Annotated in this window: 13 protein-coding genes and 1 pseudogene; 9 read left to right on the top strand and 5 right to left on the bottom strand. The window is 51.3% G+C overall.

The genetic code is table 11. The features are described 5' to 3' along the window. Window position 1 precedes the first annotated feature (1 nt). Both serC and ABXT50_RS05195 read left to right on the top strand, forming a co-directional pair. Entirely contained in the window at window positions 2-1117 is a 1116-nt protein-coding gene (gene serC / locus ABXT50_RS05190; RefSeq protein WP_415273821.1) for a phosphoserine transaminase, read from the top strand. After that, window positions 1118-1345, top strand: a complete 228-nt coding sequence (locus ABXT50_RS05195; protein WP_415273822.1) for a DUF2530 domain-containing protein — start codon at window positions 1118-1120, stop codon at window positions 1343-1345. 36 nt (window positions 1346-1381) lie between these two features. Here the strand turns inward: ABXT50_RS05195 and ABXT50_RS05200 are convergent. Then, window positions 1382-1672 (bottom strand): annotated as a pseudogene (locus tag ABXT50_RS05200) (DUF3027 domain-containing protein); the annotation flags it as partial. Between the two features lie 10 nt (window positions 1673-1682). Continuing rightward, window positions 1683-2063, bottom strand: coding sequence for a cold-shock protein (locus ABXT50_RS05205; RefSeq protein ID WP_415273823.1), 381 nt, complete (start codon window positions 2061-2063; stop codon window positions 1683-1685). A 56-nt stretch (window positions 2064-2119) separates the two neighbouring features. Here ABXT50_RS05205 and ABXT50_RS05210 point away from each other — a divergent pair, with 56 nt between their 5' ends. The 5 genes from ABXT50_RS05210 to ABXT50_RS05230 are packed head-to-tail and all read left to right on the top strand — an operon-like array spanning window position 2120 to window position 7793. Next, window positions 2120-2359 (top strand): hypothetical protein, encoded by a 240-nt coding sequence (locus ABXT50_RS05210; protein ID WP_415273824.1) that lies wholly within the window; start codon window positions 2120-2122, stop codon window positions 2357-2359. Next, window positions 2359-3963 (top strand): helicase-associated domain-containing protein, encoded by a 1605-nt coding sequence (locus tag ABXT50_RS05215; protein ID WP_415273825.1) that lies wholly within the window; start codon window positions 2359-2361, stop codon window positions 3961-3963. Before ABXT50_RS05210 ends, ABXT50_RS05215 begins: the two co-directional genes overlap by 1 nt. 2 nt (window positions 3964-3965) lie before the next feature. Further along, window positions 3966-5594: a DNA repair helicase XPB gene (locus ABXT50_RS05220; RefSeq protein ID WP_415273826.1), complete on the top strand. Its 1629-nt coding sequence runs from the start codon at window positions 3966-3968 to the stop codon at window positions 5592-5594. Window positions 5595-5642: 48 nt separating this feature from the next. Beyond that, on the top strand, window positions 5643-6335 hold the full coding sequence (locus tag ABXT50_RS05225; protein ID WP_415273827.1) for a response regulator transcription factor: 693 nt from the start codon (window positions 5643-5645) through the stop codon (window positions 6333-6335). Between the two features lie 3 nt (window positions 6336-6338). Next, on the top strand, window positions 6339-7793 hold the full coding sequence (locus ABXT50_RS05230; RefSeq protein WP_415273828.1) for a sensor histidine kinase: 1455 nt from the start codon (window positions 6339-6341) through the stop codon (window positions 7791-7793). A gap of 61 nt (window positions 7794-7854) precedes the next feature. On the opposite strand, the gene groL is transcribed toward ABXT50_RS05230, so the two are convergent. Continuing rightward, entirely contained in the window at window positions 7855-9474 is a 1620-nt protein-coding gene (groL, locus tag ABXT50_RS05235; protein WP_415273829.1) for a chaperonin GroEL, read from the bottom strand. 172 nt (window positions 9475-9646) lie between these two features. Then, window positions 9647-9850: a cold-shock protein gene (locus ABXT50_RS05240; RefSeq protein ID WP_040324712.1), complete on the bottom strand. Its 204-nt coding sequence runs from the start codon at window positions 9848-9850 to the stop codon at window positions 9647-9649. 174 nt (window positions 9851-10024) lie between these two features. On the opposite strand from ABXT50_RS05240, the gene msrB reads away from it, so the two are divergent. Together msrB and ABXT50_RS05250 are read left to right on the top strand one after the other, a co-directional pair. Continuing rightward, window positions 10025-10429 carry a peptide-methionine (R)-S-oxide reductase MsrB gene (msrB, locus tag ABXT50_RS05245; RefSeq protein ID WP_415273830.1) on the top strand — a complete coding sequence of 135 codons (405 nt, stop codon included), beginning with the start codon at window positions 10025-10027 and terminating at the stop codon, window positions 10427-10429. A gap of 47 nt (window positions 10430-10476) precedes the next feature. Continuing rightward, on the top strand, window positions 10477-11208 hold the full coding sequence (locus tag ABXT50_RS05250; RefSeq protein WP_415273831.1) for a DUF554 domain-containing protein: 732 nt from the start codon (window positions 10477-10479) through the stop codon (window positions 11206-11208). A gap of 12 nt (window positions 11209-11220) precedes the next feature. Here ABXT50_RS05250 and ABXT50_RS05255 read toward each other — a convergent pair whose 3' ends face one another. Then, complete coding sequence (locus ABXT50_RS05255) at window positions 11221-12654, bottom strand: aspartate ammonia-lyase (protein WP_415273832.1); 1434 nt, start codon at window positions 12652-12654, stop codon at window positions 11221-11223. Between the last annotated feature and the right edge of the window lie 11 nt (window positions 12655-12665).

A 12665-nucleotide genomic window follows, 5' to 3' on the forward strand; every position in this document is an offset into this window, starting at 1 on the left:
TATGTCAGATATCGTAATCCCAGACTCAATCAAACCCCTAGACGGAAGATTCGGCTGCGGCCCATCTCGGATGCGGCCCGAGCAGCTCAGTGCTTTTGAGGATTTTGGCAAGAGATACATGGGTACCAGTCACCGCCAACAGCCAATAAAGAACTTGGTTGGTGATTTCAAGCAGGGCTTGCTGGATATGTTCCACGCTCCGGCGGGTTACGAAATAATTATGGGCAATGGTGGCGCTTCAGCATTCTGGGATGCCGCGACCTTCTCGCTTGTCGAACAAAAGGGTCAGGCCCTGGTTCATGGTGAGTTCGGCAATAAATTCGCGAATATTCTTAACACCCCATGGTTGGAAGCCCCAACCGTCATCTCGGTCGACCCGGGATCTCGAGGCGACCTCGTCGCCGAAGAGGGCGTCGATGTCTACGCTTACCCTCATAACGAAACTTCATCGGGGGTTGTCACAGATGTCCAGCGCGTAAAGGGTGCTGACGAAAACGCCCTGATGCTCACCGATGCCACGAGTGCTGCCGGCGGCATAGATTTTGACCCGAAGCAAACAGATGTTTACTATTTCTCCCCGCAGAAAAATCTAGCTTCCGACGGAGGTCTCTGGATTGCTCTAGTTTCACCGAAGGCAATTGGTCGCATCGAAGCGGTTGCCTCATCCGGACGTTACATTCCAAACATCTTGAGCCTGCAACTAGCGCTGGATAACTCGAGGCAGAACTTCACTCTCAATACCCCATCGCTGGCAACTATATTTTTCGCCAATAATCAGGTTCAGTGGATAAATGACAACGGCGGTTTGGCTTGGGCTGACAGTAGAACCAGAGAGAGCTCCGACCTTCTCTATCACTGGGCCGAAAAAACCAAGGTGACAAAGCCCTTTGTTGAAAATCCCAAACATCGCTCACAGGTTGTGGCAACCATAAACTTTGATGATTCGATCGATGCTCTCGGGATCGCTCAGATACTTCGAGATAATGGCATTGTCGATACTGAACCGTATCGAAAGCTTGGAAAGAATCAGCTTCGGGTAGCGACTTTTGTTTCAACGGAGCCGTCGGAAGTCGAGCGACTAATAGCATCAATTGAATACGTGCTAGAGAGAATCTGAATGCGTTTCTACCTGAAACTTAGCGAGCGCGAAGCGGAGCCAACCCCTAAGGCTCTAGATTCAAAACCGATTATCAGGGCAGGTTTAATAAGTTGGCTCTTAGTCTTCGTCGGGCTCGCTGTGTTTTATCCGGCGCTGTCGGACGCGGGTCTTCAATGGTGGCTGCATACTTCCGTGGTTGGAATTTCCCTCGGAATCATCGGACTTTATATCATCCGTAACGACTAGGGCTTTAATCAGCTCGTCGGCCTCGGCGTCGGTTTTCGCCTTACCCTCTGCACGAAGTTGCTTTCTAAACTCGCTAAGGCGTTCTGACCAGGGCACCCACTCTGGTGCCAAAAGAGCATCTTCCGACGCCACTAAATTAAGTTCTGAGAACGTTGCGGCCTTGCGCTTATCGGTTTGAGTAAGAGTGAGAAGCCAGTGCCATCCGCTGTAACCGCGCATGCTGCAGAGGTAGCGAAGTTCAATGACGCCCTTGGATGGCTCTATCTCACTTATGAGCTCTCCGTAGCTTGCCTCTGGTAGCTCGGCCTTCAAAAGCTCAATGGCCATGTCTTGGTTTTTAGCCTTCAAGCTCTTCCGCCACCCTGCGCAATAATTGCGCTACTTTTTTGCCGTGTGCGGCCTCCGGATATTTACCTCGCTTGAGGTTCCCACCGACTTGATCCAAAAGACCGATTAGGTCCTCGGTAATGATTGCCAAATCCTCGGCTGGCTTACGATTCGGTGATGTTAGCGTCGGCACTTCTATCACTCTGACTGATAGAGCCTGAGCACCCTTGCGACCGTCGGCTATGCCGAACTCGACGCGACTGCCGGGTTTAATTGTGTCGGTCCCCGCAGGAAGAGCGCTGGCATGCAAAAAGACCTCGGTGCCGTCATCGCCCGCGATAAAGCCGAATCCTTTTTCGTCATCAAAAAATTTTACTTTGCCGGTCGGCATGCTTCCTACTTTCAACTGGTCGGCGTTTAGTGTATCTGAAAGGTTAGAGTTATCTGATGGCTAAAAATGAAAACCGACCCCAAATCGAAACAACCTTGGCTTACATGGCCGTCGGCGTGATCGGTGTCTCGATTCTTTTCATGATACTCACTCTGGGGCTAAGCGCCCTTGGCTTCAACAGTTTCCCAGTGTTTTTTGCCCAGTTGCCACTCATCGGACTACCCGTCGGTTTTCTGATAATCATCAGCATGCTGATTGTGTCAATCATTCGACGTACGAAAGAAAATAGGGATTAGTGTCTTCGATACTCGAACTTGCATCGCAGCTAAGAGCTAAGAATGTTGCAGAACTCAGCCATACCCTTGAAAACTCACTCGGTCATGGGCATGGATGCGATGACTACTTTGATCTGAGCCGGGTCTTGCTCTCGAGAAGAGAGCTGGAACCGAAGATTCGCGCACTTCCAGCCGCCGAACTAGAGGCGCTGAGAAACGAAAAGACCACCGCTCACTTGAGAGAGCAAAATTTAGCGACCAAATCTTCTCTGCCTGAGGCCGCGAGCTTGGGTAGGGAACTTGAGATCGCGAAGTACAAGCCGGCAAACCGTCACGGTTCTTACCTGACGGCCTACGAGACCCTCATCTGCATTACAGAATTATTGTTCGCCTGTGAACGCCACTGGCTAGATGTCATCAGAGCAGGTATTCGGTCTCAAGACGCGAAAGAGATCGCACTAAAGATCAAGATCGCACCAAAAGACGTTCAGCGAATCTTTCAGCTAGCCCTTGAAGCCGGTCTAATTGGTCAGAACGAGTCACGCTGGGTCGCAACAACCCTCGGCATGGAATGGCTTGAGCTCGAAAGAAGTCAAGCCTGGCTAATGCTCGCAAAAGCTTGTTGGGACCTGCCAGCACTCAAGGTGCATGAAGGACCAATCGCAGACCAAATTTCGACGGCGTACCCGCTAGTAAACCTGGCAAATATCAGGTTGCTCGAGTACGGAGCTGACCTGGGATTGACTGATTTCGACAAAGCTCTCCACCCGCTGACTCTTGGGTCTGCCGACAAAGCAGCCAAGGACATAGCAAAGAACCTGCCGGGAATTCAAGACAAATTGTTGGTTCAAGCGGACCTCAGCATTGTTTCTCCCGGTCCAATTTCAACAAGCCTTCATCGAAAGTTAGACACCTTTGCGGACTCTGAGGACCTCGGGTTAGCATCTAGATTCCGTATTTCAAGCCTTAGCATTTCGCATGCAATGGAAACCGGAATGAGTATTGCCGAAATTACAGAAGTCTTGCTTCAGTCTGGAGGTAAGGGTCTGCCTCAGCCGGTTGAATACGTTCTTCAGCAGACCGGTGATCGGTTTGGGCAGCTCAAGATCCTCTCTCAAAAAGAAGGCACCATTGTCGAGGCCGCGGATACCATTTTGCTCACGCAGATATCGAACGAGCAATCACTTCGAGGACTCATGCTTCAGCCGATTGCCAATGGACAACTCGGCAGCAGACTTGGCGCGGACCTTGTCTATTTCAACCTTCGGGACGCCGGATATGCGGCAGTGATGTTTGATGACAAGGGCAATGTTCAATCGCCTAGAGTGCCGGTTTCTGCCACTCCAGAAATCCCCAGGGAAGATGAAATAGCCTCGAGGGTTGCCTCGCTAATCTCTGGAGAAAAAAACCAAATGGGAGGCGATGACGTGATGCGTCAACTCTTGTTTGCCCAAAAGAACAAAATCATGGTTCAGATTTCGGTCGAGATGCAGGATGGTGACGCGAAACAGTTCACCCTTTCAGTATTGGGCGTGGCAGCTGGACGACTCAGAGGTAAAGACCAGCTCAAAGATGCTGAACGGACCCTACCAATATCGCGCATCCAGTCAGTGCTGTTGGTATAAGAATGTCTCAAGGACCCCTGATTGTTCAGAGTGACCGAACCGTGCTTCTGGAAACGGATCACGCTGACGCCACAACAGCTCGCCATGAGCTGGCAATCTTTGCCGAACTAGAGCGCGCTCCAGAGCACATACACACATATCGGATAACCAAACTCGGCCTCTGGAACGCTAGGGCAGCCGGACACACCGCCGAGTACATTCTCAGCTCGTTGAGGAAATGGTCAAAGTTCGACATACCTCAACTGGTGTCATCCGAAATTGAGAACACCATTGCGCGTTTCGGGAAGCTCGAGATTGCAAGAGATGACCAAGGTCTTATCCTTACCTCGGATTCAAGAGCAGTTCTGGCAGAAGTAAGTTCCAATTCGAAGGTCGCTGAGCTGTTAGAGGGCGAAATCGAAAATGGCTACCGAGTCAGAGACTGGGCTAGAGGAGCGTTGAAACAGCAGCTACTTAAGCTCGGCTGGCCCGCTAACGATAATGCCGGATATACCAAGGGCGCCCCGTACCCAATAGAACTTAATCAACAAAACTGGTCACTGCGCGGGTATCAGCGAGAGGCCGCAGATAAGTTCGAACTTGGAGGTTCGGGCGTTGTGGTGCTGCCCTGTGGCGCCGGTAAGACCATGGTTGGCGCGGCGATTATGGCCGATGTGAAAGCCAACACTCTAATTTTGGTAACAAACACCGTCGCAGCCAGACAGTGGCGCGATGAACTTCTAGAGAAAACCAGCCTCACCGAAGAAGACATTGCCGAGTATTCAGGCAGTAGCAAGAATCTTGGACCAGTGACAATAGCCACCTACCAAATCTTGACGACTAAGCGCAAAAATGAGTTCACCCACCTGGCGCTTCTAAACGCTCGCGATTGGGGTCTGATTATTTACGACGAAGTGCACCTTTTGCCCGCGCCAATTTTCAAAATGACCGCTGACCTTCAGGCAAGAAGAAGGCTTGGACTCACCGCAACTCTGGTAAGAGAAGATGGTCGGGAGTCTGATGTATTTTCTTTGATTGGCCCGAAGCGTTTCGACGCACCCTGGAAAGACATCGAGGCGCAAGGCTACATCGCACCGGCAAACTGCTTTGAAGTTCGGGTTGCATTACCGGATGAAGCACGCATGGAGTATGCAATCTCTGACCAGGAAAGCCGCTTTCGCATTGCCTCGACGGCAACCGCCAAACTCGACATAATGCGAAAGATTCTTAGCAAGCACAAGGGTGAACCGACTTTGATAATCGGTCAATATTTGAGCCAGATAGCCGAAGTTGCCGAAGGCCTGGGTGTTCCAAAACTCACCGGTGAAACCCCAGTTGATGTCCGCGAGGAGCTTTTCCGCAGCTTCAGGAACGGTGAAATTAACACGCTGGTTGTCTCCAAGGTTGCGAATTTCTCAGTGGATCTGCCAGAGGCATCGGTTGCCATTCAGATATCGGGAGCATTTGGTTCAAGGCAAGAGGAAGCTCAAAGACTTGGCAGACTGCTTCGCCCGAAACAAGATGGCAGGTCTGCTGCGTTTTATACGATTGTTGCGGCCGATACGGTTGAGCAAGACTTTGCGCAGAACCGCCAGCGCTTTTTGGCTGAGCAGGGCTACTCCTACGAGATCATTGATGCTGAAAATCTGTAAGAGGAAACTCCCAGACAACTTCCAGCAAACTGTCACACACTTGGCGTCATGGAAATACTAAAAGTTCTAGTCGTAGATGATGAGCCAAACATTCGTGATTTGCTCTCAGCCAGTCTTCGCTTCGCCGGGCACCAAGTTGCCACCGCAGCTAACGGAACCGACGCGATTAGCATGATCACCGAAACCAAGCCCGATATCGTGCTGCTCGACGTGATGCTCCCCGACATTTCTGGGTTCGGCGTTACCAAGAAAATCAGAGCAATGGGCATTGAAGTCCCAATTCTGTTTCTCACCGCGCGCGATGACACCGAGGATAAAATCACGGGGCTGACTGTCGGCGGGGACGATTACGTGACCAAACCATTTAGCCTGGACGAAATCATGGCCCGTATTTCGGCAATCATACGAAGGACCAGCAAGGACGGGCAGGATGGTGCGCTGATTACGGTCGGAGAGCTTTCAATCAACGAAGATGCCCACGAGGTGACCGTTGGAGCGCAGGTGGTAGAACTATCCCCCACCGAGTACCAATTGCTTCGATATCTAGCCACGAATCCGAATCGGGTTCTAACTAAGGCGCAAATCCTTGACCACGTCTGGGAATACGACTTCAATGGTGAAATGGGAATTGTCGAGAGCTACGTTTCATACCTTCGCAAGAAACTAGATCCTCTTAGCCAGGAGCCGTTGATTATTACTAAGCGCGGCGTCGGATATATGCTCAAGGGGCCAAAGGGCTAATTCGTGAAGCAAACGTTACTGGCAGGCTGGGCGCGAATCTCACTTCGCGCCAAACTAACATCCTTATCGGTTGGACTCATAGGCATACTCTTGGCCGTCTCCAGCGCCGGGACAATCGCGCTTTTAGACACCTACCTGCAAAGAAGTACTGACACGCTTTTGGTCACCACAGCCAACGAGCTGCGAACTCAGGACCCTCTCAAGCTTGAAGGAATGGTCTCGTCAGGACAACTGGCTCTGCCATCGTTACCCAGCGACTACTACATCGCCATTTTGGACGCTAATGGCAATCAGTTTCTTGGACTTATCTCGTCGACCGGTGGCGGCCGAGCAATACCAAACTTTTCAAATCTCACCCTAGAAACTGTTCGAGAAACCCAAGGGATTCCCTTTGACATTGACGTTGAAAGCTCAAGGCGTATGGGCACCGAGTGGAGAATGATCGCCCTCCCACTCCAGCTGGCAAATGGCTCAGTAGTCGTAGCACTGCCGACAAGTTCGAACGCACAAATTTTGGCCGAGTACGCAGTGATCGGCGGTAGGTTCGGGATCTTCCTGGTTGTACTCTCAGGCTTCAGTATCTGGCTGACAATCACTTCAGCGCTCAGGCCACTGAAGGAAGTGGAGCGAACGGCTGAGGCTGTTCAGGCAGGAAAGTTTTCATCTCGTTTGCTGTCTAAACACGGAAAGACTGAGATCGGTAGATTGAATAATGCCCTCAACAGCATGCTTGACAGCATCGAGGGTGCAGTGGACGGTCGAGACAAAACACTTCAGCAAATGCGTAGGTTCGTTTCGGACGCGAGCCACGAGCTTCGCACCCCGCTGGTAACGGTTCGAGGCTATGCAGAGCTGTATCGCATGGGAGCAATTACCAAAAAACAGGATGTTGCCGAAGCCATGCAGCGCATCGAAAGTGAAGCAGTTCGCATGACAGGTCTCGTCGAGAGCCTACTTACACTCACACGAATGGACGAGAGTGGGAACCTAGATCTAGTGGAGACCGACCTAGCCAAGCTTGCGGATCTAGTAATCAAAGATGCTTCGGTTGCAAACCAGGAAGTGAAATTCCGAGTTGCCAGAAACGGCAAGGACTTTGTAGCCGAGGTGGATACCGACCGAGTAAAGCAAGTGCTAACAAACCTTGTTGCCAACGCCTCTCGCTTTGCTCCGGCCGGATCGGAGGTCAGCCTCGAGATCGAAGCAGCCGCTCAGAACTTAAACATTAAGGTAATTGATCACGGCGAGGGCATCCCGGAGCCACTCAGGACCAAGGTGTTTGAGCGCTTTTATCGAGCAGACAGTTCCAGAAACCGCAGCACCGGGGGGTCTGGACTCGGCCTGGCAATCGCAAAATCAATTATTACCGCGCACCGCGGGGAAATTAGAGCATTAGAAACTCCAGGCGGGGGCTCTACCTTCGTACTTGAGCTTCCAAGGAACCACTCGAGTAACTAGTTAACTTAAAAAAGAACGGGATGGCCTACGCCATCCCGTTCTTTTTTAGTATCGATTGACTTTAGTAGTCCATTCCGCCGCTTGGGTCAGAAGGCATCGCTGATGCTGGCTCTGGCTTTTCGGCCACAACCGCCTCAGTGGTCAAGAACAATCCAGCAATAGAGGCCGCGTTCTGCAGAGCAGAGCGAGTTACCTTTACTGGGTCATTGATTCCGGCCTCTAGCATGTTGACGTATTCGCCAGTTGCAGCGTTTAGTCCTTCGCCATCTGGCAAGTTAGCAACCTTCTCGGCCACAACACCAGGCTCTAGGCCGGCGTTGATTGCGATCTGCTTAAGAGGCGCAGAGATTGCAACGCGAACAATGTCTGCTCCAGTTGCTTCATCGCCAGTTAGCTTCAGCTTGTCAAGAGCCAGTTTTCCAGCCTGGAGTAGTGCTACTCCACCGCCGGCTACGATGCCCTCTTCAACTGCAGCCTTAGCATTGCGAACAGCGTCCTCAATGCGGTGCTTGCGCTCCTTGAGCTCAACCTCTGTGGCTGCTCCAGCCTTGATCACTGCAACACCACCGGCAAGCTTCGCCAAGCGCTCCTGAAGCTTCTCACGGTCATAGTCAGAATCTGTTGTTGCGATTTCGCGCCTAATCTGCTCGACACGGCCCTTGATCTGGTCGCTCTCACCAGCTCCTTCAACAATGGTCGTCTCGTCCTTGGTTATTACAACCTTGCGAGCACGTCCCAGCATTGAGAGCTCGGTGTTCTCGAGCTTTAGTCCGACTTCTTCGGCTATAACCTGGCCACCGGTCAAAATAGCGATGTCCTGCAACATTGCCTTGCGGCGATCTCCGAAGCCTGGGGCCTTGACAGCAACCGACTTGAAGATTCCACGGATCTTGTTTACTACCAAAGTGGCAAGAGCTTCGCCTTCAATGTCCTCGCTGATGATCAGCAGCGGCTTTGCAGCCTGCATGACCTTGTCAACGATTGGAAGCAAGTCCTTCATGTTGGAAATCTTGTTGTTTACGATCAACACGTAGGCATCCTCTAGGATCGCCTCTTGGCGTTCCGGGTCGGTAACCATGTAGGCAGAAACGTAACCCTTGTCAAAGCGCATTCCCTCAGTTAGTTCAAGGTGAATACCGAAAGTGTTCGACTCCTCTACGGTGACTACACCCTCTTTACCGACCTTGTCGATTGCTTCGGCGATGATGTCACCAATTACTGAGTCGCCAGCGGAGATAGACGCGGTTGCCGCGATCTGCGCCTTGGTCTCTACAGGAACGGCCATCTTGATCAAGGCTTCGATAACTGCGTCGGAGGCTTTTTCGATGCCGCGCTTGAGGCTGATTGGGTCAGCGCCGGCTGCAACGTTTCTCAGGCCCTCTTTTACAAGCGCTTGAGCCAGGACAGTTGCTGTGGTGGTTCCGTCTCCGGCCACGTCGTCTGTCTTCTTGGCAACTTCCTTGACTAGCTCAGCGCCAATTCTTTCGAAGGGATCGCTTAGCTCAATTTCTTTGGCGATTGAAACGCCATCGTTGGTGATAGTAGGTGCGCCCCACTTTTTCTCCAAAACAACATTGCGACCACGTGGTCCAAGGGTTACCTTGACGGTGTCGGCGAGAATGTTCAGGCCGCGCTCAAGACCGCGACGGGCCTCCTCATTGAAGTGAATAATTTTTGCCATTTGGGCCTTCTCTGTTTGAATTCAAGACTGGGATTAGCACTCCCGGTTCGAGAGTGCTAATAAAGTTTTAGCACTCTAATGCTCTGAGTGCAAATAAATTGAGGAAAACAGTTACCTCAGGTTAAAAAGAACACCGGCAGCAAAAGCTACCGGTGTTCGATGTTTTAACTACTTATGCGACTGGAACTACGTTTTCAGCCTGAGGACCCTTGTCCCCATCCTTAACGTTGAACTCAACTCGCTGGTTCTCACGAAGTTCGCGGTATCCATCTGACTCGATTGCGGAGAAGTGAACGAATACGTCCGGTCCGCCATCCTGAGTGATGAATCCAAATCCCTTTTCAGAGTTAAACCACTTTACGGTTCCTTGTGCCATTTTTGCTGCTCCTGTTGCTTGTTCCATTTGCGTAACTCACAAATGCATCAAGCTTAACCTCGGTCACAGCTCGACCTGACCAACTCTAGGGGGTTTTGCATAAAAAAGACAGTCATATCTGTCGGTATGAAATGTGTTACCTAACGGTTATAAAGTATGGAAGAGGTGATTTTAGTGAAATACGAAATTTTCAAGACCGACCAGCAGTGGCGCGATGAGCTTTCCGAGTCTGAATATCAGGTGTTGCGCCTGGCAGGAACCGAGCGCGAGTACTCCGGGGAACTCCTCGAAGAGAAACGAGTGGGTACATACAGTTGTCGAGGATGTGGCGCTGAGCTCTTCGAAGCCGAGGCGAAATTCGATTCACATTGCGGCTGGCCTTCTTTTTACAAATCTCTTAAGAACGAGGCGATTGAGTACCTAGAAGATCGTGATCACGGCATGGTTCGGACCGAAGTCAGATGTGCCAAGTGCGGCAGCCATCTCGGTCATCTTTTTGACGATGCGCCGCAAACCCCAACGGGGAACCGCTACTGCATCAACTCTGTTTCGATTAGCTTCCAAGAGCAAAAAGACTAGCCAACTATTAAGTAGTCTTTTGATTCTTACCAGAATCATTAGAAAAGGTGTCCTTGGGAACAATCATTAATGTTTTTTCCATCTTGATCGGTGCAGGCATAGGCGTAGCTCTGGGTCACAGACTCCCTGAAAACATTTCACGAACTCTGACCGATGCTCTGGGCCTGGTAGTGCTGGTTATCGGTGGCCTAAACCTAATAGCTCTCACCGATTCCTCTTTCGTAGCTGAGGTCGGTTCGGCAGGAACCTTACTAGTAGTTTTGGCATCTTTGGTGGTGGGCAGTGTTCTTGGCTCAATGCTCAAAATTGAGCAACGCCTTTCACACTTCGGCACCTGGCTTCAACTAAAAGCCTCTCGAGGCGGAGACAAAGAAAAATTTATAGAGGGCTTTGTGAACGCCTCTTTGCTTTTCACAATTGGACCCATGGCCGTGCTCGGAGCGCTTCAGGATGGCTTAGGGCAAGGATTTGATGTTCTAGCTCTGAAATCCTCACTGGACGGATTGACCTCGGTTGCCTTTGCGGCGGCCCTTGGTTGGGGAGTCGCTTTTGCGGCAATTCCCGTTGGCATCTGGCAGGGCCTGTTGACCCTTTTGGCCGCGAGCGCCGGAACTCTCATGAGCGATGCCCTTGTGGCATCAATCACGGCCACCGGTGGAGTTCTATTGCTCGGGACCGGACTGAGGGTCCTGCAAATCAGAATGGTCTCGGTCGCAGACATGCTGCCCGCTCTCGTTCTTGCGCCTCTAATTACTTGGGGAGTGGCCAGCTTTATCTAGCCGAGAGCCGAATCAGTCCTGCCCGGTTAGCTTTCTAACGTCACCTAGAAGGGAATTGAATTCATCCTCGGTCATTAGGCCTAGGTCCATCACTGCTTCCCTAACTGACATGTTCATCTCGGCTGCGTGCTTGGCAATCAGAGAAGTCTTTTCATACCCAAGTTTTGGAGCAAGTGCAGTAGCAAGCCCAATTGAGTTTTCAACCGTGAGCCTAAGGTGCTCGACATTGGCAGTAATTCCACTCATGCAGAACTTGGCAAGAATGTGACAGCCCTGTCTTAGGTACACCACGCTCATCATCAGCGACCTGGCAATAATTGGTTCGAATGCGTTGAGCTGCAGCTGACCGGCTTCGGCCGCCATCGTAACTGTTAGGTCATTTCCGATTACGGTGAAGGCAATCTCGTTTACCGCCTCTGGAATTACCGGGTTTACTTTGCCGGGCATAATCGAGGATCCGGCTTGCCTTGCGGGGAGGTTTATCTCGTTGATGCCAGCCCTTGGGCCAGATGAAAGCAATCTGAGGTCGTTTGAGATCTTGGATATTTTGGTAGCTAGTCGCTTGAAGGTGCTCGAGACCGACACAAAAACTCCGGTGTCGCTCGTTGCCTCGATCAGGTTCACAGCTGGAAAGAACTGGTGTTCGCAAATTTCGCTGAGGACGTCGGTCACCAATTGCGAGTAACCGGCCGGGGTGTTTAGCTTCGTGCCAATAGCTGTGCCGCCGAGATTTATCTCACTCAACAAAGGAATCATTTCCTGAAGTCGGCCCTCGTCTTCACTAAGCGTCTGAGACCAAGCTGCGAATTCCTGACCCAAGGTCATAGGGACTGCATCTTGAAGTTGCGTTCTACCCATCTTTAGAACTTCAGAGAACTCCTCTGCCTTGGCGTCAATTGTCGAACGCAGGTATGCAATCTCCTCCAGCAAGGCCCTGATCTCAATGATCATCGAAACCCTGATGGCAGTCGGATAAACATCGTTGGTTGATTGCGAAGCGTTAACGTGGTTGAGCGGATGAATGTGCTGGAACTCGCCCTTGTCAAAGCCGGCTATTTCTAGAGCACGGTTACAGATGACTTCGTTCGCATTCATGTTTGTTGATGTTCCGGCGCCGCCTTGAATCGCATCGACTACAAACTGATCGTCAAACTTGCCGTCTCGCACCTCAATGCAGGCCTTGATTATGGGTTCCGCGATTTCGGAAGTTATGACCCCGAGTTTTAAGTTTGCTGATGCCGAAGCTTCTTTTATAAAACCAAGGCCCCTTACCAGTGACCGATAGTGGCCTATAGGCACTCCACTGATGGGAAAATTTTCCACTGCCCTGAGGGTGTGCACACCCCAGTAGGCCTCGTTTGGGATATCCCTACCGCCAAGAAGGTCGCTTTCAAGCCTCGTCGCTTTCACTTCATCAGTATGACACTTATTGTTATTGCGTTTCACGGCACCACCCG

Origin of the sequence: Aquiluna sp. Uisw_065 (genome assembly GCF_047731275.1) — a bacterium.
Lineage (GTDB): Bacteria > Actinomycetota > Actinomycetes > Actinomycetales > Microbacteriaceae > Aquiluna.